The organism is Bradyrhizobium sp. Ai1a-2, assembly GCF_000426245.1.
GTDB lineage: Bacteria > Pseudomonadota > Alphaproteobacteria > Rhizobiales > Xanthobacteraceae > Bradyrhizobium.
In genome coordinates this window covers 202331-225026 of record NZ_AUEZ01000002.1, presented here as the reverse complement: position 1 = coordinate 225026, position 22696 = coordinate 202331, and the positions used below count along the sequence as shown (strand labels likewise).

Annotated in this window: 19 protein-coding genes, 1 other RNA gene and 1 pseudogene; 14 read left to right on the top strand and 7 right to left on the bottom strand. The window is 65.0% G+C overall.

Annotated elements, in window-relative coordinates; all coding sequences use genetic code 11:
• Nucleotides 1-13 precede the first annotated feature (13 nt).
• From K288_RS0102510 to K288_RS0102495, 4 genes are read left to right on the top strand one after another with little or no spacing between them, the layout of a single operon-like run.
• Nucleotides 14-871, top strand: a complete 858-nt coding sequence (locus K288_RS0102510; RefSeq protein ID WP_043159219.1) for a branched-chain amino acid ABC transporter permease — start codon at nt 14-16, stop codon at nt 869-871.
• Nucleotides 871-2670: a branched-chain amino acid ABC transporter ATP-binding protein/permease gene (locus tag K288_RS0102505; protein WP_027578159.1), complete on the top strand. Its 1800-nt coding sequence runs from the start codon at nt 871-873 to the stop codon at nt 2668-2670. The genes K288_RS0102510 and K288_RS0102505 overlap by 1 nt, the downstream gene beginning before the upstream one ends.
• Entirely contained in the window at nt 2651-3400 is a 750-nt protein-coding gene (locus K288_RS0102500) for an ABC transporter ATP-binding protein (RefSeq protein WP_027578158.1), read from the top strand. Before K288_RS0102505 ends, K288_RS0102500 begins: the two co-directional genes overlap by 20 nt.
• Nucleotides 3400-4710 carry an MFS transporter gene (locus K288_RS0102495; protein ID WP_027578157.1) on the top strand — a complete coding sequence of 437 codons (1311 nt, stop codon included), beginning with the start codon at nt 3400-3402 and terminating at the stop codon, nt 4708-4710. Before K288_RS0102500 ends, K288_RS0102495 begins: the two co-directional genes overlap by 1 nt.
• 69 nt (nt 4711-4779) lie before the next feature.
• On the opposite strand, the gene K288_RS0102490 is transcribed toward K288_RS0102495, so the two are convergent.
• The gene (locus K288_RS0102490) at nt 4780-5412 is read right to left on the bottom strand and encodes a TetR/AcrR family transcriptional regulator (protein WP_027578156.1); all 633 of its coding nucleotides are present in this window, start codon (nt 5410-5412) and stop codon (nt 4780-4782) included.
• A 139-nt stretch (nt 5413-5551) separates the two neighbouring features.
• Between K288_RS0102490 and K288_RS0102485 the strand changes: the two genes are divergently transcribed.
• Entirely contained in the window at nt 5552-6781 is a 1230-nt protein-coding gene (locus tag K288_RS0102485) for a cytochrome P450 (RefSeq protein WP_027578155.1), read from the top strand.
• Between the two features lie 129 nt (nt 6782-6910).
• Nucleotides 6911-10600, top strand: coding sequence for an AsmA-like C-terminal region-containing protein (locus K288_RS0102480; RefSeq protein WP_027578154.1), 3690 nt, complete (start codon nt 6911-6913; stop codon nt 10598-10600).
• 100 nt (nt 10601-10700) lie between these two features.
• Here the strand turns inward: K288_RS0102480 and K288_RS0102475 are convergent, their stop codons facing one another.
• The 6 genes and pseudogenes from K288_RS0102475 to ssrA all read right to left on the bottom strand — a co-directional run bounded on the left by K288_RS0102475 (nt 10701) and on the right by ssrA (nt 15709).
• Nucleotides 10701-12275 carry an ABC-F family ATP-binding cassette domain-containing protein gene (locus K288_RS0102475; RefSeq protein ID WP_027578153.1) on the bottom strand — a complete coding sequence of 525 codons (1575 nt, stop codon included), beginning with the start codon at nt 12273-12275 and terminating at the stop codon, nt 10701-10703.
• Nucleotides 12276-12392: 117 nt separating this feature from the next.
• Nucleotides 12393-12656 (bottom strand): annotated as a pseudogene (locus K288_RS44435) (ribbon-helix-helix domain-containing protein).
• The gene (locus tag K288_RS50320; protein ID WP_084799447.1) at nt 12653-12841 is read right to left on the bottom strand and encodes a DUF4169 family protein; all 189 of its coding nucleotides are present in this window, start codon (nt 12839-12841) and stop codon (nt 12653-12655) included. The pseudogene K288_RS44435 and the gene K288_RS50320 overlap by 4 nt, the downstream one beginning before the upstream one ends.
• 324 nt (nt 12842-13165) lie before the next feature.
• The gene (fumC, locus tag K288_RS0102460) at nt 13166-14587 is read right to left on the bottom strand and encodes a class II fumarate hydratase (protein ID WP_027578151.1); all 1422 of its coding nucleotides are present in this window, start codon (nt 14585-14587) and stop codon (nt 13166-13168) included.
• A gap of 72 nt (nt 14588-14659) precedes the next feature.
• Nucleotides 14660-15181: a ClpXP protease specificity-enhancing factor SspB gene (locus K288_RS0102455; RefSeq protein WP_027578150.1), complete on the bottom strand. Its 522-nt coding sequence runs from the start codon at nt 15179-15181 to the stop codon at nt 14660-14662.
• Nucleotides 15182-15345: 164 nt separating this feature from the next.
• Nucleotides 15346-15709, bottom strand: a transfer-messenger RNA (tmRNA) gene (ssrA, locus tag K288_RS50155).
• A gap of 87 nt (nt 15710-15796) precedes the next feature.
• Here ssrA and K288_RS0102450 point away from each other — a divergent pair.
• The 8 genes from K288_RS0102450 to K288_RS0102415 all read left to right on the top strand — a co-directional run bounded on the left by K288_RS0102450 (nt 15797) and on the right by K288_RS0102415 (nt 22566).
• On the top strand, nt 15797-16408 hold the full coding sequence (locus K288_RS0102450; protein WP_027578149.1) for a chromate transporter: 612 nt from the start codon (nt 15797-15799) through the stop codon (nt 16406-16408).
• Nucleotides 16405-16938: a chromate transporter gene (locus K288_RS0102445; RefSeq protein ID WP_027578148.1), complete on the top strand. Its 534-nt coding sequence runs from the start codon at nt 16405-16407 to the stop codon at nt 16936-16938. Before K288_RS0102450 ends, K288_RS0102445 begins: the two co-directional genes overlap by 4 nt.
• A gap of 86 nt (nt 16939-17024) precedes the next feature.
• Nucleotides 17025-17789: a tripartite tricarboxylate transporter TctB family protein gene (locus K288_RS0102440; RefSeq protein ID WP_027578147.1), complete on the top strand. Its 765-nt coding sequence runs from the start codon at nt 17025-17027 to the stop codon at nt 17787-17789.
• A gap of 7 nt (nt 17790-17796) precedes the next feature.
• Nucleotides 17797-19311: a tripartite tricarboxylate transporter permease gene (locus K288_RS0102435; RefSeq protein WP_027578146.1), complete on the top strand. Its 1515-nt coding sequence runs from the start codon at nt 17797-17799 to the stop codon at nt 19309-19311.
• Nucleotides 19312-19526: 215 nt separating this feature from the next.
• Nucleotides 19527-20510: a tripartite tricarboxylate transporter substrate binding protein BugD gene (locus K288_RS0102430; protein WP_027578145.1), complete on the top strand. Its 984-nt coding sequence runs from the start codon at nt 19527-19529 to the stop codon at nt 20508-20510.
• 252 nt (nt 20511-20762) lie between these two features.
• Nucleotides 20763-21557 (top strand): thymidylate synthase, encoded by a 795-nt coding sequence (locus tag K288_RS0102425; RefSeq protein WP_027578144.1) that lies wholly within the window; start codon nt 20763-20765, stop codon nt 21555-21557.
• Between the two features lie 11 nt (nt 21558-21568).
• A complete protein-coding gene (locus K288_RS0102420) occupies nt 21569-22054 on the top strand; it encodes a GNAT family N-acetyltransferase (RefSeq protein WP_027578143.1) in 486 nt (161 codons plus the stop codon).
• The gene (locus tag K288_RS0102415; protein WP_027578142.1) at nt 22054-22566 is read left to right on the top strand and encodes a dihydrofolate reductase; all 513 of its coding nucleotides are present in this window, start codon (nt 22054-22056) and stop codon (nt 22564-22566) included. The genes K288_RS0102420 and K288_RS0102415 overlap by 1 nt, the downstream gene beginning before the upstream one ends.
• The last annotated feature ends 130 nt before the right edge of the window (nt 22567-22696 follow it).

Below are 22696 nucleotides of genomic sequence, written 5' to 3'. Positions count from 1 at the left end.
GAGGGTGCATCCGATGCTCGTCTCGATCCTCGCATCCGGTCTCGCGGCGGGCGCGATCTACGCGCTCGTCGGCGTCACCTACAACACGATGTTCTCGACCTCGCGGGTGATGAGCTTCACCGCCGGGCAGCTCGCCATGCTGGGCGGCGTGCTCGGCTCGATGTTCACGCTCAAGATGGGCATGCCCATCATCGTGGGCTTCGTGCTGACGCTGGCCGCCTGCGCGATTGTCGGCGTCATCACCGAATTCGTCGCGGTACGGCCGGTCCTGAAGAGCCTCGACCAGCATCTTTACGTGCTCTCGACACTGGCGCTTGCTTTGATGATCCAGCAGATCGCGGCGATCAAATGGGGCACCGAGCCGCAACCATTCCCGCGCGTGTTCGGGCTCGGCAGCGGTATCTGGGACGAAAAGTTCTGGCTGCCGGTCGTCGCCTGTGCGGTGACGATCGTGGCGCTCGAATATCTCTACCGCCGCACGCTGGTCGGCCGCGCCTTTGTCGCGATCGCGGAGGATAATTTCGCAGCACGCGCGCTCGGTCTTCCCGAGCGTAATCTGCGGGTCGCAAGCTACGCGCTGGCCGGCGTGATCGGCGGCATCGCCGGCTTCTCCGGTGGCCAGCTCCTGCTGGCGTTCTTTGCCAATGGCGCGCTGCTCAATTTCTACGGGTTCGTGCCGGTCGCGCTCGGAGGCCTCGGCAACAATCGCGGCGCCATCTTCGGCGGGCTGGCGCTCGGCCTGTTCCAGCAGGCCGCCAATTTCCTGGTCGGCGGCATCTTCTCGTCCGTTGCGGTCTTCACCCTGTTCATCGTGGTCCTGCTGGCAGCGCCCCAAGGCTTGTTCGGCGGAACTACGGCGCGGAGGGTGTGATGACCACTGTCACTGCGACCTCTGCTCAAGGCGAAAGCGGCGCCTGGCGCGCCGCCTTGCCGCACATTGCGCCGTTCCTCGGCATCCTTGCGCTTGCATTGCTGCTGCCGTTCGTCAGCAACGATTATTGGGCGCTGATCGGCACGCGCATGGCGATCTACTGGGTGCTGGTCTCCGGCCTCAACCTCGTGGTCGGCTTTGCCGGCCATCTCGCGATAGGCTATGTCGCGCTGCTGACGCTCGGTGCTTACACGACGAGCGTGCTCGTCGCCGGCAACGTCACGCCTGCTGTGCCGGTGTTCCTGGCGCTGCCGATTGCCGGCTGCGTCGGCGCGCTGTTCGGCGTGATCGTCGGATTGCCGGCGCTGCGGCTGCGCACCTTCTATTTCGCGATGTCGACACTTGGTTTCGCCACCATCGTCACGCAGATCGCGCTGGCCTGGCAGAGCGTCACCGGCGGCGGCATCGGCATCGCCGGTCCGGAATTTCCGGCGCCGTTCGATACGCCGTGGGGCTTTTATGGGCTCTGCGTCGCGGTTGCGGCGGTCGCCACCTGGATGAGTGCCAACGTCGCCCGCAGCCGGTACGGCCGCGCGCTGATCGCAGTGCGTGACGCCGAGGTGGCGGCGGAAGCCACCGGCATCTCCAAGCCGAAAATGCTGATCGCGATCTTCCTGTTCGCCGGCGCGCTGGCCGCGATCGCCGGCGGATTGTTCGCGACGCTGCAGACCTACATCACACCCGACGCCTTCACCTTCGATCTGTCGGTCCTGTTCTTCATCGCGATCCTGATCGGCGGCCGCGGCTCGATCCTGGGGCCTATGCTCGGCACCATCATCCTGACCATCCTGCCCGAGATCGCCGCGCCGCTGGCGGCCTGGTCGACCTTCCTCTACGCCGTGCTGCTGCTCGTGATCGTGCTGGTGATGCCCGGCGGCATCGCGGCACTGCTCGATTTCCGCAACCGCCGCCCGCTCGCCAGCAACCGCGCCATCGTGCCGCGTCCGGCAGCGCTCGCCGACATCGTGCGTCGGCGCACTGGCGGCAAGCACTTGAAGCTGCGCGACATCGCGCTGAGCTTCGGCAATGTGAAGGCGATCGACGGGCTCGACCTCGACGTGACGGCCGGCCAGATCCACGGCCTGATCGGCCCGAACGGCAGCGGCAAGACCACCACCCTCAACGTCATCTCCGGCTACTACGCCGCCAAGGCCGGCACCATGACGCTGGGCGAGGACGTGTTGCCACCGGGCCAGCCGGCATTGCGCGCAGCTTGCGGCATTGCGCGGACATTCCAGACCCCGCGCGTGATCGGCGAGGCCTCGGTGCTGGAGAACGTGATGATCGGCGGCTCGGTGGAGGGCAGGGCGACCTTCGTCGAAGCAATGCTGTCGGCTCCGCGCAATCGCGAGGACGAGCGGATGCTCGCCGCGAAAGCGCGGGCGCTGCTCGGCGTCGTCGGGCTGGAGACGCTGGCGGAGGCGCGCGCCGACCGCCTGCAGCACAGCGAACTCCGCTTCATCGAGATCGCGCGTGCCTTGATGCTCGATCCCGATTTCCTGCTGCTCGACGAGCCCGCGGCCGGTCTTTCCAATGACGAGATCGAGCGGTTGGCCTCACTGATCAAGGCGATCAGCGCGCGCGGAACCGGCGTCCTGCTGGTGGAGCATCACGCCGATCTCATTTTCGACATCTGCCACCAGGTCACCGTGCTCAATCTCGGCCGCACGCTGGCGGCGGGCACGCCGGCCGAAATCCGCGTTCACAAGGAGGTGGTCAGTGCTTACCTCGGCGGCTGAACCTCTGCTCTCCGTGCGCGCGCTGGAGTCCGGCTACGGCAAGATCCGCGTGCTTCATGGCATCGATTTCCAGGTCGCTGCCGGCGAGGTGGTGGCGCTGCTCGGGCCGAATGGCGCCGGCAAGACCACGATGCTGCGCGCGCTGTCCGGATTGCTGCCGGTGACGGCGGGACAGGTGCGCTTCGACGGCCGCGACATGACCAACGCGACGCCGCGGGATGCCGCGCGTGCCGGCCTGGTCCATGTGATCGAGGGACATCGCGTGTTCACGCAGATTTCCGTCACCGACAATCTCCTGCTTGCAGGCTACGACGTGCCGCGCGCCGAGCGTGCAGAGCGCGTCGAGGAAGCCCTGGCGTATTTCCCCGAGATCGCCGAGAAGCGTCACGAGCGCGGCGGCGCGCTGTCGGGCGGACAACAGCAGATGCTCACCGTCGCGCAAGGCCTCGTGCGACGCCCGCGGCTGTTGATGCTCGACGAGCCATCGGCCGGCCTCTCGCCGGTGCTGGTCGATCGGGTGCTCAACGTCATCGGCCGCTTGCGCGCGCAGGGCACCGCGGTATTGCTGGTCGAGCAATTGCTGGAGAAGGCGTTGGCGACGGCGGACCGCGTCTACGCGCTGGTGCAGGGAAATATCGTGCTGGAAGCATCGACCGACGAGAGCAATCTGGCGCAGCGGCTGGAGCGCGCCTATTTCGGCCATGAGAGCCACGCGCTGGTGACCCCTTGATGCGGCTTCCCTTCTTCTACGGCTGGATCATCATTGCGGTGACCTTCGTCACCATGGCGATCGGCGTGAATGCGCGCACCGCCTTCTCGCTGTTCTATCCACCGATCCTTGGCGAGTTCGGTTGGGAGCGCGGCGTCACCGCCGGTGCGTTCTCGTTCGGATTCGTGGCCTCCGGCGTCGCCAGTCCGCTGATCGGCCGCTTGATGGATCGCGCCGGACCGCGCGCGGTGATGGAACTCGGCGTCGTGCTGATGGGCGCAGGCTTTCTGCTGGCGCCGCTGACGACGCAGCCCTGGCACCTCTATCTCAGCATCGGCGTTCTCGTTGGCGCGGGCAGCGTCTGTCTCGGCTATTCCGGCCAATCGTTTTTCCTGCCGAACTGGTTCTTCCGCCGCCGCGGACTGGCGATCGGGATCGCCTTCGCCGGCGTCGGCATCGGCTCGGTGACATTGCTGCCGTGGGTGCAGCACATGATCGAGCAGACCGGCTGGCGCACTGCCTGCACCGCGATCGGAATCCTCGTGCTGGTCGTGCTCGCACCGATCAATCTATTGCTGCGAAAACGTCCCGAGGATATCGGGCTGCTGCCCGACGGCGACGCTGCGCCGACCGCCACTTCGGCGAAACCAGTATCGAACATCGTTGATCCCGTCTGGGCCGGCACCGACTGGACGCTGTCTCTGGCGCTCCGCACCGCGCGCTTCTGGTGGATCGCGCTCGGCTATTTCTGCGGCCTTTACATCTGGTACGCGGTGCAGGTGCATCAGACGAAATTCCTGCTCGACATCGGCTTCAGCCCGAATGTCGCGGTGTGGTCACTCGGCGTCGTCAGCCTGCTCGGCATTCCCGGCCAGATCTGGCTTGGCCATCTCTCCGACCGGATCGGGCGCGAAGCGGTGTGGGCGATCAGCTGCGTCGGCTTTGCAATCTGCTTTGCGAGCCTGGTGGCGCTGAAATACGCGCCTTCGTTGCCGCTGGTCTATCTGATGGTGTTCACGCAAGGCGCGCTCGGTTACGGCCTGACCTCGGTGATGGGGCCGGTCGTGGTCGAGATCTTCCAGGGCAGGCACTACGGCAGCATCTTCGGCACCATCATGCTGGCCGCGCTCGCGGGCGGTGCCGCGGGCCCGTGGGCGACGGGGCTATTGTATGATTTCACCGGCAGCTACACGGCGGCGTTCGCGATCAGCATTGCCGTGAGCGCATTGTCCGCATTCGCGATCTGGCAGGCCGCGCCCGGAAAAGTCCGTGCGGTAGCAGGGCGTCTGCACACGTTGCAGCCCCGTAGCCCGGGTGAAGCGTCAGCGTAACCCGGGGCCACTCGCAAGCGCCGATGCAGGTATCCCGGGTTACGCGTTCGCTCCACCCGGGCTACGGGGCTAGCGCTCCACCGGGGCTACGGAGCGGTCGGCGTTGCCGATCGCGCGCTGCAGGTCGCCGATCGCGCGCAGGAAGCTGTCGGCCGGCGTGGTCTCCGGATCGATCAGGCGGTGCAGGCGAAAGCCGTCCTCGAGCGCCAGCACGATTGCGGCGGTCCATGCCGCATCCAGCCGGCCGTTCCTGCCGTTGCTCTTCCGCGCGGTCTCGATGATCTCGGTGACCAGCTTGCGCCGGGCGCGCAGGCGCTTTGCAAGTTCGGGCCGGCGCTTCTCCGCGCGCGCAACGAACAGGATCATCTCCATGTGCAGAAGCGGCGAGCGGCCGAGCGGATCCTGCCTGGTGCGATCCATGCTCTTCAGCGCATCGATGAAGTCGGCAAGACTACCGTGCCGGGAAAGCAGATCGAGGTTGCGCCGGATAGTTTGCTCGACATGGTCCTCGAGCATCGCGAAGATGAGTTCTTCCTTGCTCTTGAAGTTCGAATAGAACGCCCCGCGCGTGAAACCGGCGGCGGCCGCGATCGCCTCGATGCTGGCGCCGCCGATGCCCTGTTCCTCGAACACGCGCGCCGCCGCCTCGAACAGCTTTTCGCAGGTGTCGTCCCTGGTCGGTCTGGTCCGAACTCTTGACATCGGCCCTGTTTAGGCCACAATGCAACTCGATACAAGAGTGTATCGAGTTGCGGGGGATGGAAGCGCCTGGTCGTCCGGGTTGTCGGCCGGTAGCGTTCAACGTAAGATTGTCTCAACGCGACAACCGATCGAGGTCACCATGAATGAGCAAGTTCGGCCGGCGAACAACGATCCGTTGTTCAATCCCCTGGCGCCGGAATTCATCCGCAACCCCTATCCCCATTACGAGCGGCTGCGCACCGAGGACCCGATGCATGTCACGCCGTTCGGCGCTTTCGTCGCGAGCCGTCAGGCGGAGGTGAGCTTCGTGTTGCGCGACAAGCACTTTGGCAAGGACTATGCCGGCCGCGCCATACGCCGCTACGGGCCAAAGGCCATGGAGGACCCGGTCTTCCGCAGCATGAGCCAAATGATGCTGCAGCAGGATCCGCCCGATCACACCCGCCTGCGCGGCCTTGTGGTGAAGGCATTCACGGCGCGCCGGGTCGAGGACATGCGGCCGCGGATTCAGGAAATCGTCGATCAGACGCTCGATCGTGTCATCCCGCAGGGCAGGATGGACCTGATCGAGGACTTTGCGTTCCGCCTGCCGGTGACGGTGATCTGCGACATGCTCGGAATCCCCGAGGAGCATCGCGATACGTTTTATACCGGCGCGCGCGACAGCGGGCGCATCCTCGAACCGGTGCCGTTGTCGGCGGAGGAGATCAAGCAGGGCAACGCCAGAACCATGATGTCGCAAATGTACTTCCAGCAGCTGTTCGAGTTGCGGCGGAAGCAGCCCGGCGATGACCTGACGACACAGCTCGTGCAGGCCGAGGAGGACGGCCACAAGCTCAGCAATGAAGAGCTGACCGCCAACATCATCCTTCTGTTCGGGGCCGGACACGAGACGACCGTCAACCTGATCGGCAACGGCCTGCTCGCGCTCCACCGCAACCCAGACCAGCTCGCGCTGCTCAAGGCAAATCCCGGCCTGATCACCAACGCCATCGAGGAATTCCTGCGCTATGATTCCTCCGTGCAAATGACCGGACGCGCGGCCCTGGAGGACATCGATCTCTGCGGCAAGCGCATACCCAAGGGCGAGGCCGTGCTGTGCCTGCTGGGCTCGGCCAACCACGATCCGGCTGTCTATCCCGACCATCCGGAGCGGCTCGACATCACGCGTCCCAATGTGAAACCGATGTCCTTTGGGGGCGGCATCCATTTCTGTCTCGGCGCCCAATTGGCGCGAATCGAGGCCGAGATCGCGATCTCGACGCTGCTCCGCCGCCTGCCGGACCTGCGGCTGGATGACGCGGAAAATCCGGAGTGGCGGCCGACCTTCGTGCTGCGGGGCCTGAAGCGCCTGCCGGCGAGCTGGTAACGTTCTCGATCCTCGCCAGCGGCCGCAGTGTGATACCGCTGTGACTTCGCCATACTTGTCTCTATATATTGGGCTGCTCCGGCGCTGTATTGGCCACGTGCGCCGGGGCGGGGCTCAAAGGGAGACACCGTGCAGACGACGCTGCTCGGCCTGGCAATCGCGTTCATTCTTGCGCTGATCGCCGCGCTGGTCGGACCGTACTTCATTGACTGGAACCAGTTCCGTCCGCAATTCGAGGCAGAGGCGACGCGAATCATCGGCGCGCCCGTGCGCATCGGCGGCGAGCTAGACGCGCGGCTGCTGCCGGCGCCGCAGCTTCGGCTGCGCTCGGCCGTGGTCGGCGGCGACAACGATCGCGGCAAGATCCGGGCCGACAAGCTCGATGTCGAGTTCAGCCTGGGCTCGCTGATGCGTGGAGAGTGGCGCGCGACCGAGCTCACGATCAATGGCATGTCACTCGATCTCGGTCTCGACCAGAAGGGACGGATCGACTGGCCGGCCTCGCAGGGCAGCTTCGACTTCGCCTCGCTTGCGATCGATCGCGTCAACCTCACCGGTCGCATCGCCCTGCATGATGCCGCGAGCCGCAGCACGCTGGAACTGCGCGACATCGCCTTCAGCGGCGACGTCCGCTCGCTTGCCGGCGCAATCCGTGGTGACGGCAATTTCACATTCGACGGCTCCCGCTATCCGTTCCGGATTTCCTCCGGCCAGAGCGCCGATGGCAACGGCACCCGCGTGCATGTCAACATCGACCCCGGCCAGCGCCCGCTGTCGGCCGACCTCGATGGCGTGCTCACCTTCGAGGCCCGCGCGCCGCGCTTCGAAGGCGTGGTAGCGTTGGCCTCGCCGCCCGCGTCAAAGAACGATGACGCCGCGCCGACGCCCTGGCGTGTCGGAGCCAGGGTCAAGGCGGATTATTCGGCGGCGCGGCTCGACCAGATCGAGATCAGCTATGGCAATGAAGAGCGCGCGCTGAAGCTCGCAGGCGCCGGCGATATCCGCTTCGGCGCCTCGCCGCTGCTGCGCGCGTCGCTCTCGGCACGGCAACTCGATGTCGACCGCTTTGCCACCAAGGACAACAACGCCGAACCGGCTCGTGCGCTGCCGGCGCTGCGCGCGCTGCTGTCAGGCGTTCCACACGTCGCGCTGCCGTCGCAGATCGAATTCGCTTCCGAGCAGATCATGCTCGGTGGGCGGCCGCTGCAGGACATCGCGGCCGAGCTTCACGGCGACGACAAGGGCTGGACGGTGCGGCGGCTCGACTTCCGCGCACCGGGCGCCACGCGCGTCTCGCTCAGCGGTGCCGGTCCGCAAAGCGCCCAGTCCGACAGCTTCAAGGCGGCGCTCAATGTCGAATCTTCCGATCCCGATGCGTTGATGGTCTGGTTGCAGGGCCGCGGCGATCTCCCTTCTCGCAACCAAAAGCCGCTCAAGCTGCGCGGTGACGTCACGGTCGCCGCAAGCGGTTTTGCCATCGACAGCATGAAGGCCGAGATCGATGGCGGCGCGATCGCCGGACGAGTCGCGGTGTCGTATCCCACCGGCAATAGCGGCGCGAAGGTCGACGCCAACGTGAAGGCCGACCGGCTGGATCTCGATGCAGCCACCGCCGTCGTGCGCTCGCTGGCGGGGCCGCAGGCGGAATGGCCGGAGGAAGCGCAGCTCTCGCTTGATATCGGGCGCGCGATTTCGGCCGGACAGGAGCTGCGTCCGCTGCAGGCCAAGCTCGGCTATGGACCGAAGATGGTCTCGCTTGAGCGGCTGAAGATCGGCCAGCCGGACAACGTGACGATCGAGGGCACCGGCAATTTCGATCGCATCAATGCGACCGGAAAGCTTGCGCTCAACGCCAACGCGGCATCGTTCAGCCAGTTGACCGGCCTGGTCTCATCGTTCGCGCCATCGGCCGCACCGCGCCTCAACACACTGGCTGCGATCCCCGGTCCGGCACGGTTGAAGCTCGCGCTTGATCTCGACAAGGGGCAGGCCGATCGCGGCAGCCTTCGCGCCGCGTTCGATCTCGACGCGCCGCAGCTCAAGGGCACCGCCACGGTGACGGCGAAGCCGCAGGTCGCCGCGATCCGCGGCACCGACCTCGATGCCCTCAGCCGCAGCGATCTCGGCATCGACGCCAGATTTTCAGCCGGGCAGGGGCGTGCAATGCTCGCGCTGCTCAGCCTCGATCGCATCATCGCGGTTGGCGACGGCCCCGCCCAGTTCGAAGGCTCAGTTAATGGCGCCTGGCGCGCGCCGTTGCGGCTGAAGGCGAGGATCTGGGGCGCGGGGCTTGACGCGGACGCTGAAGGCTCTGTCGAGCCATGGGACGAGGCGAAGAAGGCCAGCATCAATCTGCGGGTCAGGAGCGCCGACATCAGTCCGCTGCTCGATCTCAAGCCGTCGGACACGGCGGTGGACGGCGTCCGCCTGTCGTCGCGCGTATCGCTTGCCGGCAACAAGCTCTCGTTCGACGATCTCGACAGCATCGTCGGCGGCTCGCGGCTGCGTGGCCGGGTCGCGCTCGCCTTGGGGGATGAGAAGAACATCGAAGGTGAGATCGGGCTCGACCAGGTCACGCTCGCACCGGTGTTCGCGTTCGCTGTCGGCGCCGGCGGGCGTGATCCGGCCGAGCCGCTCGGTGGCGGCGTGCTCAAGGGCTGGCGCGGCAACATCGCATTCCAGGCATTGCGCGGCGCGCTGCCTGGGGGCATCGAATTGCAGCCGGTGAGCGGCACGATCAAGAGCGATGGCCAGACGCTGACCTTCGACGCCCTGAAGGGCAAGATCGGCGGCGGCGATCTCAGCGGCGCCATCGATGCAAGGCCGGGTGCAAACGGCATCACCGTGAATGGAAGCGTGCAGCTTAGCGGCGTCGATGGCACGGCGCTGCGCTACCGAAATCTCAGCATGCCCAAGGGGCGCGCCTCCTTGCAGATGACGCTGATGAGCCAGGGCCGCAGCGCGGCGGCGCTGACCGGCGCGCTGTCCGGCAGCGGCACGGTCACGCTGGAAGGTGCGCGCATCGCCGGCCTCGATCCGCGTGCTTTCGACATTGCGATCCGCGCCAGCGAGAACGGGCAGGTCGCTGATGACGCGCGGTTGAAGCAGATCGTCGAGTCGGCGCTCGCAAATGGTGTGCTGTCGGTCGCCTCAGCCCAGATCCCATTCAACATCCGCGACGGGCGGATCCGTGTCGGCGCCACCACCCTCGCGGCCAACGGCGTCAACGCCACCATCTCCGGCGGCTACGACATTCCGGCCGACCAGGCCGACATCCGCGCTGTGCTGGTGCCGACCGCGATCACCGCGGCGAGCCGGCCGGAAATCCAGTTGTTCGCAGTGGGCACACCGGACGAGCTGACCCGCAGCGTCGATGTCGCGGCGCTGTCGTCCTGGCTTGCGGTGCGCGCGATCGACCGCGAGACCAGGCGATTGGATGCGATTGAGCGCGGCGAGCCGCCTCCAACGTTCCAGCCGACGCCGCCGCTGATCCCGCCGCAGGAGCCGGCGGAAGTGCCGGATGCGAGCGCGGCGATCCCGCCGGCGTCAACGGATGTGCCGATCCCGGGCCGCGATCCGCGCAAGGGAGCGCAAAAGGCGAAAACGAGCGCACCGCGGCCGCCGCTGGCACAGCCTCCGGCCAGCGCGCCAGCCGCCAATCCACCGGCGTCGGTCGCGAGCCAGCCGCAACTCGCCCCATTGCCGCCGCCGATCGAGGTCAAGCCCTTGCCGGGCGGAGCGAAACCAAAACCGCGTCCGCCGCTTGCACTGACGCCACAGGTCGCCAATCCGCCATCGCGTCCGGCGGCGCAGAATTAGCGCTCGTAGCCCGGGTGGAGCGGAGCGCGCAACCCGGGACATCTGCATCAGCAACTACGAACGATCCCGGGTTACGCTGGCGCTTCACCCGGGCTACGCCTCAGAGCGCAATCTCCCGTTCGATCCCGATCGCCTGCAGGAACGTCTTGTCGTGGCTGACGACGACGAGGGCGCCATCGAAGTCGCGCAGCGCGCCTTCCAGCTCTTCGATCGCGGTGAGGTCGAGATGGTTGGTGGGCTCGTCCATCAGCAACAGCAGTGGCGGCTCCGGCCGCGCGAACACGCACGCCAGCCCAGCGCGAAGCCGCTCGCCGCCGCTCAACGTATCCACGACCTGGAGCGCGGCCCTGTTGCGGAAGGCAAATCGCGCCAGCGCGGCATGCGCTTGATTGGCTGACAATTCCGGATTGAGCCGGCGCAGATTGTCCAAAATGCTGGTGCCGGGATCGAGCAGGCCGACATGCTGGTCGAGCATTGCGATCCGTTCAGTACGACGATGGATCGTGCCTGCAGTCGGCTGCGCCGCTCCGGTGATCAGACGGAGCAGCGTGCTCTTGCCCGCGCCATTGGCGCCGCCGATCGCAACGCGCTCAGGGCCGCGCAGCTCGAACGAGAGCGGGCCGAACAGGCGTCGGCCGGCAAAGGCCATCGCCACGTCGTTGAAGGTGACGAGCTCGCGGCCGGCGGGGAGGGCGGTCTTCGGCAGGTCGATCGACAGCGGCGTCACGATCTCTACCCGCGCGCGGGCTTCCTCGAATGCATCCGCGCGCCCGCCGATCAGGCGCTCGGCGAGATGGCCTTCGCGGGAGGCACTGGCCTCGGCGCGCTCCTTCTCGCGATCCATGAACATCTTGTCCTCGATGCCCTTGGCGCGCCAGGCGCGGCCGGCCTTGTCGCGGCGCGACTTTCTTTCGCGCGCCTTCTGCGCCGTGCGCTCGGCGTTGCGCAGCGCATCGGCGGCGCGCTCGAGTTCGGTTTCCGCGCGCAAGCGTGTCGCGTCGCGCTGCTCGGCGAAAGCCGGCCACGCGCCGCCGAAAATCGTGACGCCGACCGGCGTCAATTCGACAATGCGGTCGATATGCTCCAACAGCATACGGTCGTGGCTTGCGACCACGATGCCGCCTTGCCATCGCCGAAGCAATTGCGCCACGGCCTCGCGGCCGTCGGCATCGAGATTGTTGGTGGGCTCGTCCAGCAGCAGCACGTCAGGTGCTTGGATCAATAGCCGCGTCAGCGCGACGCGCGTCCGCTCGCCACCGCTGAGCGACGCCACCGCGCGATCCAGCGACAGCGCGGGCAGCCCCACCTCGCTCAGCGTGGACTGTAGTTGTGCTTCCAGTGTCCAGTCGGCTGATGCGGCGTCCTCGAGCGTGCCGTCGCCGCGCGCGAGCCGGCGCAGGCGCGCGAGTTCGCCATCGACGCCGACGGCTTGCGCGACCGTCAGGCGTTCGTCGGCGATCTGCGCGAGCATGCCGATCGATCCGGCACGGTGAATCGATCCCGCTGCCGGTTCGACCTCGCCCGCGATCAGGCGCAGCAGTGTCGATTTGCCGCAGCCGTTGCGCCCGACCACGCCTGTGCGCTCGCGTCCGATCGCGAGCGTCAGTTCATCGAATAGAGGACGGCCGTCAGGCGCGTGAAGTGAGATCGAATCCAGGACGACAAAGGCAGACATGGAGAGCTTCCGAAATGGACAGGTTTCGCGGCGAGGTTCGCTTGGCCATATCCATTTCGCTCTCCACTCTGGTTCGTCGGTGAAGCCGGTGCCAGGGCACCGGCTATCTGCAACGGATCAGGCTTGCGGCCTGTTGTCCGGTGCCTGGGCCGTCGTCGCGGCGATTGCGCGAGAACGGAAATACTCCAGCACGAAAAGCCGGATCGCTGACGACAAGTTGCCCTGCTGGCGATTGCTGTCGATCTCGCCGACCAGTTCCGACAGCGTCATGTTCCGGATGCCTTAGATTTCCTTCATGCCATTGCAGAAAGCTTCTTCAGGGCTGACGCTGGTCTTGTGGCCGGCGACCACGATCGAACGTTTGACGACGGGCGATTTCATGATGCGTCTCCGCCGTCGATGAGATGCTGATCCAACAGCTTCTCGTCGTGTGCTTTGCGAAGCTCGTCCGTCTTCCGTTCGGACTTGGTACGACCAAATCGCGCGCGGTTGATTTCAGCCTGCTTCGCAGCTTCCTTACGCTGCTCTTGTTTTCTTACTCGGTTCAAATTGATCACGTGCCCCATGCCCGCCCCATCATCCAGTGATCCGAAAGTGCAAGTGCCTGTTGGCGAGATCGGCGCAGCCAAATCGCGCGCAAGCAGAGCACATGCCCATCCGAAGTCCCTATATAGCGCCTTGTGATAGCATCAAAAGGTCAGCTTCGCCCCGCGAAAACCATATATTTCGCCGCTGTCCCATGCGTCAACGCAACGCCCGCTACAACCAATCATTCTTTAGGCGTTATGATCCATAATTATATCAATTGACGGGCTGCGTTAACTCGTTGTGCGTGAGTGCAGCCCGATCACCGTTTTTTCCCGGGAAAACTATGCAACTCGCGGTTTCACTTAGCCCGGGTGAGTCATTTTCTCCGGCTGCACCAAAGAGTCGAATTCACGTTCGGATACATAGCCGAGCCGCAGCGCCTCTTCCTTGAGCGTGGTGCCGCGCGCGTGTGCTGCTTTCGCGACTTTCGCTGCGTTGTCGTATCCGATCTTCGGCGCAAGCGCAGTGACGAGCATCAGCGATCGCTGCATCAACTCACCGATGCGCTTCTCGTCGGCACGTATCCCGATCACGCAATGCTCGGTGAAAGAGTGGACAACGTCCGACAGCAGCTGAATGGAACTCATCATGCAATACGCCAACACCGGCTTGTAGACGTTCAGCTCGAAATGTCCCTGGCTGCCCGCGATGGTGACGGCGGTTTCGTTCCCGAACACGTAGGTGCACACCATCGTCATCGCCTCGCATTGCGTCGGGTTCACCTTACCCGGCATGATCGAGGAGCCCGGCTCGTTCTCCGGCAGGACCAATTCGCCGAGGCCTGAGCGCGGGCCAGAGCCGAGGAAGCGGATGTCGTTTGCGATCTTGAACAAGCCGGTCGCCACCGAATTGATCGCGCCATGCACCAGCACATAGGCGTCGTTGGAAGCGAGTGCCTCGAACTTGTTCGGCGCGCTGATGAACGGCAGCTTCGTGATCTTGGCGACGTGCTTTGCGAACAGTCTCGCAAAGCGCGGCTTGGAGTTGAGGCCGGTGCCGACGGCAGTGCCGCCTTGCGCCAACGGCAAGAGATCCTTTGCTGCTGTGCGCAGCCGCGCGATGCCGCTCTCGACCTGCGCGGCATAGCCGGAGAATTCCTGACCCAATGTCAGCGGTGTCGCGTCCTGAGTGTGAGTGCGGCCGATCTTGACGATCTTCGCGAACGCCTTCTCCTTGCGGCGCAGCTCGCGATGCAATTCGCCGAGCGCTGGAATCAGTTTGCCGAAAATTCCCTGCGCTGCGGCGATGTGCATCGCGGTCGGAAACGAGTCGTTAGACGACTGGCTCATGTTGACGTGGTCGTTGGGATGAACCGGCTTCTTCGCGCCGAGCTCGAAGCCGAGCAGCTCGTTGGCGCGGTTGGTGATCACCTCGTTGAGGTTCATGTTGGTCTGCGTGCCCGAGCCGGTCTGCCACACCACCAGCGGGAAATGATCGTCGAGCTTGCCCTCGAGTACTTCTTTCGCGGCGCGCGTGATCGCACTGGCGCGGCGCGCGTCGATCAGGCCGAGCTCGCGGTTGGTGAGAGCTGCCGCCAGTTTCACGATGCCGAGTGCGTGCACGATCTCGATCGGCATACGGTCGCGGCCGATGCGGAAGTTCTGCCGGGAGCGTTCGGTCTGCGCGCCCCAATAGCGGTCGGAGGCGACGTCGATCGGACCGAAACTGTCGGTCTCGACGCGGGTGGTTTTGTTTTTTTGTGAGGAGGATGTTGATCGAGCCATTGCCAATGTCCGTTGCGCCATGAAGCGGCGCCACGTTCATTCTACAGCGTCGAAGATTGATGCGTGCTTAGATTATTTCTTGCGGAAGCGGTCGAGCCGAACCACCTCGGCGCCTTCACTCGGCTTTTCCGACTCTTCCTTCTCTTCCGCGGCAGCCTCGGCTGCCGGAGCAGGCGGCGGTGGCGCAGCTGAAGTCGTCGGCAGATTGGGCGCGGGCTTCTCGGGCGCGACGTCCTCTTCGGACGGTTCGAAATGCAGGCCGAACTTCACCGAAGGATCGAGGAAGCTCTTGACCGCAGCGAAGGGAACGACAAGCCGCTCCGGAATGCCGCCGAAGGAAAGCCCGACCTCGAAGCGGTCGTCCGTCACCACCAGGTCCCAGAACTGGTGCTGTAGGATGATCGTCATCTCCTGCGGATATTGCGCGAGCAGCCGCGGCGAGAGCTTCACGCCTTCGGCGTTGGAGATGAAAGTGATGTAGAAATGATGCTCGCCGGGAAGTCCATGCTCCGCGGCGTCCGCCAGCACTTGGCGCACCACCCCGCGCAGCGCGTCGCGCGCCAGCACGTCATATCGGATCTGATCGGTCGCCATGATGGTCCTGTCGCCTTCAAAAATGGCCGGCCGCATATCGGTCGCCCGACTCGCCTTTAGCTTTATGGTATCCCGGCCACAAGCCAACGTCATGAGGCCTTCGGGGTCGAATTTGCGGCGCAAACGCCCGTTTAGGATGCACGCACTTTACCATGCTAATGTGAAGTGGAGGCTTCTGTTGCCAGGTGCCTCCGAACCCCGCCTAGCGGAGCTTAACCCGCTAGGACTTCAAAGTGGTCTTTCAAACTGCGTTACGCAGCCTGAGCAACCGGAGCAAAGTTGTCGTTGGCAACTATTGCATTGGCCCGATATCGGCGGAACCATACCGAGAAAAAACACGCCCTTTACGCCCTCGTCGATCCTATTTCGCCCCCGCCGGAACCCACGGCTCTCAATTCCGCATGGGCTCTGGTGGAGGCGCCGGGTACCGCCCCCGGGTCCGAATGGTTTATTTCGACGGTCGTTTATTTCCATAGCCGGCAAGCCGGCACCCCCAATATAGGGTGCAAAGCGACGGAAAGACAGGCCCTTGGCGGTCCCACCCGGCGTTTCGTGCATGGATCGGCTTCGGTTTATCGCCTTGGCCGGCACGGTGCGGCATTTTAGGGTCTTGCCATGTCCTCCGATTCCCCGCCGGCCGCCGCTCCCGTTCCGGACCTTCCCGCCTCGACCCCACCGATCCAGCCCGGCCTGGGGGAACTGTTCGTGGCCTTTGCAAAAATGTCGCTGGCCGGCTTCGGCGGGGTCCTGGTCTGGGCGCGCCGGGGTATCGTCGAGCAGCACCGCTGGATGACCGCGGACGAATTCAACGAGACTTTCGCCCTGTGCCATTTCCTGCCGGGGCCCAACATCGTCAACCTGTCGTTCGTGTTCGGCTCCCGCTTCCGGGGGCTCGCCGGCGGGATCGCGGCCTTTGCAGGGCTGGTCGGGCCGCCCATGCTGATCGCGATCGTGCTGGCGGCGCTCTACAAGCATTACGGCGAACTCGAAGCGCTGCGGCGGACGCTCGCCGGCGTAGCCTGCGTCGCCGTCGGCCTTTTGCTGTCGGTGATGCTCAAGATGACGATGCCGCTGATCAAGCGGCGCGATATCGCCGGCCTCGTCGTCCTTGTGGCGGTCTTCATCGCCATCGGCGTGTTGCGGCTGCCGTTGGCAGCGGTGCTGCTGGTCGCCGTTCCCGCAAGCCTGGCCGTCACGCTGTTGATCCGCCGGCGGGGGCGGGCATGAACGATGATCTCAATCCGATCTGGACGCTGATCTGGACGTTCGGCCTGATGTCGCTGTTTGCCGTCGGCGGCGCCAATGCGGCTATTCCCGAGATGCACCGGATCGCGGTCGAGGTCCACCACTGGATGACCGACAAGGAGTTCGCCGACGTCTTCGCGATCTCGCAATTGTCGCCCGGGCCGAACGTGCTGATCGTGACCCTGATCGGCTACTCCGTCGCCGGCTTTGCCGGTGCGTTGGCGGCGACGCTTGCGATGTGCGGGCCGACCGCGCTGCTTGCCTATTATGTGAGCCATCTGCTCACGCGCTCGCGCCATTCGCGCTGGCCGGCGATCATCCAGGCGGCACTGGTTCCGCTCTCGATCGGGCTGATGGCCGCGAGCGGGTTCATTTTGGCCCGGACCTCCGACCAAAGTTGGATTGCCGCTCTTACGACAGTGATAACGGCCATTGTTGCCTTCGCGACGCGGCTCAATCCTTTTTGGCTGTTGCTGGCCGGGGGCGTCCTCGGTTTCGCTGGCGTTATCTGACGAAAATCGTTAGGCAAGGCCGGGGCAGGGTCAGTTCCAGCCAATAGAATAACAGGGCCCGCGGCGCGGGCACGGAGGAGACATGTATGGCCGAAACGATGGGCCAAACCGCATCAAGCACACGTAACACGAAGGCCGCCATCGGCATTGTCGTGCTGGCACTGGCGCCGCAGCTTTTCGAGCTGGTGTGGTCGTTCGGCACGATCATCGGACTGGGCGCGGGTCGTGGTCCGGCGCAGGTGCTGCTCGCCCATGGCGGGGCGCTGTTGTCCGCCGCCCCCAACGCGGTGTTCGGATCGGTCGCCGCCGACGCCAAGAAGGGCTTTTCCTCGGATGTGCTGTTGGCGCTGATCTATTCATATCCGCTATTTGCGGTTGCGATCGTCACGCTGTTCGTCAAGATCCGAGCGCCGCAGGATTATATCGGCGGCATCATGCTGCTGGCGCTCGCGCTGCTCGCGCTGTGGGCCTCGAGCGACCTGCAGGGCATGCGCGGCTTCTCCTTCGGCGCCGGCACCGCGCCGTGGATGTTCGGCGTGCTCTTGGTGGCGCTCGGCGCCGGCATTGCCGTGATGGGGCTCTTCACCGAGGGACCAGGGCTGGCTCACTATTCCTGGCGCGGACCGCTGTTCGTTTGCGCCGCGATCATCTTCTTTGCATTGGCGATCCGTCCGCTCGGTCTGGTGGTGTCGGCCTTCGCAAGCTTCATGATTGCTGCAGTCGGCTCGCATGAGACCCGATGGGTCGAGGCCATCATCGTCGGCGCGTGCCTGACGGTCGCTTGCGCGCTCCTCTTCCCCTATGTGCTGGGACTGCCGATGCCGATGTTCCCGCGTTTTTTGATCCAGTGAGGGCGTGATGGACCTTTTTGCTAACCTCGCCCACGGCTTTGTCGTCGCCTTCTCGCCGGTCAATCTGTTGATGTGCCTGATCGGCGCGCTTGTCGGCACGCTGGTCGGCGTGTTGCCGGGCATCGGCACCATCGCCACGGTGGCGATGCTGTTGCCGATCACGTTCGGATTGCCGCCGGTCGGCGCGCTGATCATGCTCGCCGGCATCTATTACGGCGCCCAGTATGGCGGCTCGACCACCTCGATCCTGGTCAATATCCCGGGAGAGGCGACCTCGGTCGTCACCGCCCTGGACGGCCACCAGATGGCAAAACAGGGCCGCGCCGGCCCGGCGCTGGCGATCGCTGCGATCGGCTCGTTCTTCGCCGGCTGCGTCGCCACCATCCTGATCGCCGTCCTGGGAGCGCCGTTGACAAAACTCGCGCTGGCATTCGGGCCGGCCGAATATTTCTCGCTGATGGTGCTCGGCCTGATCTTCGCGGTGGTGCTCGCCAAGGGCTCAGTGCTGAAGGCGATCGCGATGATCGTGTTTGGGCTGCTGCTGTCGATGGTCGGCTCCGACATCGAGACCGGCGCTTCCCGCATGGCCTTCAACATTCCCGAACTCGCCGACGGCCTCGGCTTCGCCACGGTGGCAATGGGCGTGTTCGGCTTCGCAGAGATCATCCGCAACCTCGATCACGGCGCCGAGATGAGCCGCGATCTGGTGCAGCAGAAGATCACCGGCCTGATGCCGACGAGAAAGGACCTCATCGACTCCGCGCCCGCGATCGGACGCGGCACGGTGCTGGGATCGATCCTCGGCATCCTGCCGGGCGGCGGTGCCGTCATCGCCTCCTTCGCCGCCTATACGCTGGAGAAGAAGCTTGCCAAGAATCCGTCGCGGTTCGGCCGTGGCGCGATCGAGGGCGTGGCGGCGCCGGAGAGCGCCAACAACGCCGCGGCGCAGACCTCGTTCATCCCCCTGCTCACGCTCGGCATCCCGCCCAACGCGGTGATGGCGCTGATGGTCGGCGCGATGACGATCCACGGCATCGTGCCGGGACCGCAGGTGATGCAGAAGCAGCCGGATCTGGTCTGGGGCATGATCGCCTCGATGTGGATCGGCAACCTGATGCTGGTCATCATCAACCTGCCGCTGGTTGGCATCTGGGTGCGGCTGCTCCGCGTGCCGTACCGGCTGATGTTCCCCTCGATCGTGATCTTCTGCGCGATCGGCATCTACTCCGTGAACAACGCACCGGTCGACGTCGTCCTGGCCGGCGTGTTCGGCCTGGTCGGCTACTGGCTGATCAAGCACGATTTCGAGCCGGCGCCGCTGCTGCTCGGGATGGTGCTCGGGCCGCTGATGGAGGAGAACCTGCGCCGGGCGCTCCTGATCTCGCGCGGCGATTGGAGCGTGTTCGTCAGCCGCCCGCTGTCGGCGGTGCTTCTGGCGATCGCCGCAGGCCTTCTGGTGCTGGCGGTGTTGCCAACCCTGCGCGCCAAGCGCGACGAGGTGTTCGTGGAGTCCGAAGGCTGAGGCACGCCTGCGTCGGCGTGTCGCAGGCGGAAGTCGTATCGACTCCCCGAAGTTCGGTATGAAAAGAAATGCTGGCCGAAAGCATGATCCGGAAAAGTGCAAACCGGTTTTCCGAGAGGATCATGCTCAAATCAAAACTGGAGCGTGGTGACGGTTCAAAGAAACCTCGCCACGCTCCAGCCGGCATTTCTCTTTAACGAGCCCAGGGGATTACGATGAATTGGTATGGTCGCTCGCTTGCGAGTGCTTCTCTCGCGCTGGCAGCCGTGCTGTCGGCTGTCGTCGCGCCAGCCCGCGCGCAGGACTATCCGACGCGCAGCATCACCATGATCGTGCCGTTCGCGGCCGGCGGCCCGACCGACGTCATCGCCCGTATCGTCACCGGGCATATGGCGCAGACGCTCGGCCAGAGCATCATCATCGAGAACGTAGTCGGCGCCGGCGGCACCACGGCGAGCGCACGCGCGGCGCGCGCCGCCAATGACGGCTATACGCTGATCACGGGGCACATGGGGACGCACGCGGCCTCGGTGCCGCTCTATCCCAATCTGGCCTATCACCCGGAGAAGAGCTTTGAGCCGGTCGGGCTGCTGGCCGGCACGCCGATCCTGATCCTGGCGCGCAAGGACTTTCCGCCGAAGGACCTGAAGGAATTCGTGACTTACGTGAAGGCCAATGCCGAGAAGGTCAACGCGGCCCATGCCGGCGTCGGTTCGGTCTCGCATGTCTCCTGCCAGCTCCTGAACTCGATCCTCGGCATCGAGCCGGTCGGCGTGCCCTTCAACGGCACCGGCCCGGCGATGAACGCGCTGGTGGCCGGGCAGGTCGACTACATGTGCGACCAGATCGTCAACGCCGTGCCGCAGATCAATGCCGGCACCATCAAGGCCTATGCGATTGCGACCCCCGAGCGGAACCCGTCGCTGCCGAACGTCCCGACCACGGCGGAGGCCGGCCTGCCGGCCTTCCAGGCCCAGGCCTGGAACGCGATCTTCGCGCCCAAGGGCACGCCGGCGCCGATCATCGCCAAATTGAACGCGGCGGCCGTCAAGGCGCTGGATGACGAGACCGTCCGCAAGCGCCTGCTCGAACTCGGCAGCGTCGTCCCGCAGCCGGCCGACCGCACGCCCGCGGCGCTGGGGACCTTGGTCAACAACGAGATCAAGAAGTGGACCCCGGTGCTCAAGCCGGCGGGTTAGAGCTCTCGTAGCCCGGGTGGAGCGCAGCGCAACCCGGGACAGGCGCCTCAACATTGAGAGCGGACCTGGGTTAGGCTGGCGCTTCACCCGGGCTACAGGGCGGCCGCTCGAAAGGCGGGTTCCGTCCTCTTGTCGTTTGCGAGCGGCCCATCATTTTTCCGGGTATAATCAGCCTTGGACCCCGAGTCGCGGTGTCGATCGGTGGCCGCGGCCGCTACATTCGCCGTTCCCAGAAGGCCCGAAGCTCACGCCATGAACCAGTATCACGACCTGCTCGAACGCATCCTCGCCGACGGCGCGGAGAAGCACGACCGCACCGGCACCGGGACGCTGTCGATCTTCGGCCACCAGATGCGCTTCAACCTGTTGGCCGGCTTCCCGATGCTGACGACCAAGCGGCTGCCGCTGAAGGCGATCGTGCATGAACTGCTCTGGTTCCTGGCCGGCGACACCAACATCAAATATCTGCGCGACAACGGGGTCACCATCTGGGACGAATGGGCCGACGCCAACGGCGATCTCGGCCCGGTCTACGGCTCGCAATGGCGCTCCTGGCCGGCGCCCGACGGCCGCAGCATCGACCAGATCTCGAACGTGATCGAGATGATCAAGCGCAATCCGGATTCGCGCCGCCTGATCGTCAGCGCCTGGAATCCGGCCGACGTCGACAAGATGGCGCTGCCGCCCTGCCACTGCCTGTTCCAGTTCTACGTCGCGAACGGCAAACTATCCTGCCAGCTCTACCAGCGCTCCGGCGACGTCTTCCTCGGCGTGCCCTTCAACATCGCGTCCTACGCGCTGCTCACCATGATGGTGGCGCAGGTGACGGGACTGAAGCCCGGCGATTTCGTGCACTCGCTCGGCGATGCGCATCTCTATTCCAACCATCTCGAGCAGGCGCGGCTGCAGCTCACGCGTCCGACCCGGCCGCTGCCGGTGATGAAGATCAATCCCGAGGTAAAGGACATCTTCGCCTTCCGTTACGAGGACTTCAAACTCGAGGGCTACGACCCGCACCCGCATATCAAGGCCGAAGTCGCGGTGTGAGCGCCTTAGGGATGTCGCTGACCATCCGCCGTGCGCGTGCAGATGAAGCCGGGCTCGTCTACGCGCTCGTTCGCGAGCTCGCCGAGTACGAGAAGCTGCTGCACGAAGTGAAGGCGACCGAAGCCGATATCGCCGAGGCGCTGTTCCGTGACAATCCGCGGCTCATTTGCGATATCGCCGAGTGGAACGGGGAGCCTGCGGGCTTTGCGCTCTGGTTCGTCAATTTCTCCAGTTTCGCCGGCAAGCACGGCATCTATCTGGAGGATCTGTTCGTCCGTCCGGTGCTGCGCGGCAAGGGCATCGGCAAGGCGCTGCTCGCCCATCTTGCGAGGGAATGCGTCGCCAACGGCTGGGCGCGATTGCAATGGGCGGTGCTCGACTGGAATGCGCCGTCGATCGAATTCTACAAATCACTCGGCGCCGTCATGATGGACGAATGGACATTGTGCCGTGTCACTGGTCCGGCGCTGCAGGCGCTGGCAGATGGGGCGCGCTGATGGAGATCGTGCTCATCGTCGCGGTCGCGGAGAATGGCGTGATCGGGCGCGACAATGCGATCCCGTGGCGCTTGAAGAGCGACCAGCAGCGCTTCAAGGCCATCACCATGAACAGGCCGGTGGTGATGGGGCGCAAGACCTTCGAGTCCCTGCGCAGGCCGCTTCCCGGCCGGACCAACATCGTCGTGACGCGCGACCTGAACTATCGCGCTCCCGGCGCGATCGTCACCCAGTCGTTCGAGAACGCCCGCGCGATCGCGCTCGGCGATGCGCTGCGGCGTTTCGCCACCGAAATCGCCGTCATCGGCGGCGCGGAGATCTATGCGCAATCGATCGATGGCGCCGATCGGCTCGAAATCACCGAAGTGCATGCGCGGCCGGAAGGTGATACGTATTTCGCCACAATTGACCCGGCGAAATGGGAAGAAGCGGCGCGGGTGCGGAATCCGGCCGGGCCAAATGACAGCGTCGATTTTTCCTATGTGACATATCGTCGGCGCGTTGGGCGTTAACCCCGCTAGCCAATGTTTGCATTGACAATTATGTCCGCAGGCATAGCTCGTTCGGGCTGGAAGCTTGCGTTGTAAGGGGCCATTCGGTCCCCTATAAAGCCGGGCGGACTGACGAGGCCGGGCGTCCATC

Bases quoted from the DNA above. Each gene is read 5' to 3' on its own strand.
- K288_RS0102510 (WP_043159219.1), top strand. From the start codon at position 14: ATGCTCGTCTCGATCCTCGCATCCGGTCTCGCGGCGGGCGCGATCTAC.
- K288_RS0102505 (WP_027578159.1), top strand. From the start codon at position 871: ATGACCACTGTCACTGCGACCTCTGCTCAAGGCGAAAGCGGCGCCTGG.
- K288_RS0102495 (WP_027578157.1), top strand. From the start codon at position 3,400: ATGCGGCTTCCCTTCTTCTACGGCTGGATCATCATTGCGGTGACCTTC.
- K288_RS0102490 (WP_027578156.1), bottom strand. From the start codon at position 5,412: ATGTCAAGAGTTCGGACCAGACCGACCAGGGACGACACCTGCGAAAAG.
- K288_RS0102485 (WP_027578155.1), top strand. From the start codon at position 5,552: ATGAATGAGCAAGTTCGGCCGGCGAACAACGATCCGTTGTTCAATCCC.
- K288_RS0102475 (WP_027578153.1), bottom strand. From the start codon at position 12,275: ATGTCTGCCTTTGTCGTCCTGGATTCGATCTCACTTCACGCGCCTGAC.
- K288_RS50320 (WP_084799447.1), bottom strand. From the start codon at position 12,841: ATGGGGCACGTGATCAATTTGAACCGAGTAAGAAAACAAGAGCAGCGT.
- fumC (WP_027578151.1), bottom strand. From the start codon at position 14,587: ATGGCTCGATCAACATCCTCCTCACAAAAAAACAAAACCACCCGCGTC.
- K288_RS0102455 (WP_027578150.1), bottom strand. From the start codon at position 15,181: ATGGCGACCGATCAGATCCGATATGACGTGCTGGCGCGCGACGCGCTG.
- K288_RS0102450 (WP_027578149.1), top strand. From the start codon at position 15,797: ATGTCCTCCGATTCCCCGCCGGCCGCCGCTCCCGTTCCGGACCTTCCC.
- K288_RS0102445 (WP_027578148.1), top strand. From the start codon at position 16,405: ATGAACGATGATCTCAATCCGATCTGGACGCTGATCTGGACGTTCGGC.
- K288_RS0102440 (WP_027578147.1), top strand. From the start codon at position 17,025: ATGGCCGAAACGATGGGCCAAACCGCATCAAGCACACGTAACACGAAG.
- K288_RS0102435 (WP_027578146.1), top strand. From the start codon at position 17,797: ATGGACCTTTTTGCTAACCTCGCCCACGGCTTTGTCGTCGCCTTCTCG.
- K288_RS0102430 (WP_027578145.1), top strand. From the start codon at position 19,527: ATGAATTGGTATGGTCGCTCGCTTGCGAGTGCTTCTCTCGCGCTGGCA.
- K288_RS0102425 (WP_027578144.1), top strand. From the start codon at position 20,763: ATGAACCAGTATCACGACCTGCTCGAACGCATCCTCGCCGACGGCGCG.
- K288_RS0102420 (WP_027578143.1), top strand. From the start codon at position 21,569: ATGTCGCTGACCATCCGCCGTGCGCGTGCAGATGAAGCCGGGCTCGTC.
- K288_RS0102415 (WP_027578142.1), top strand. From the start codon at position 22,054: ATGGAGATCGTGCTCATCGTCGCGGTCGCGGAGAATGGCGTGATCGGG.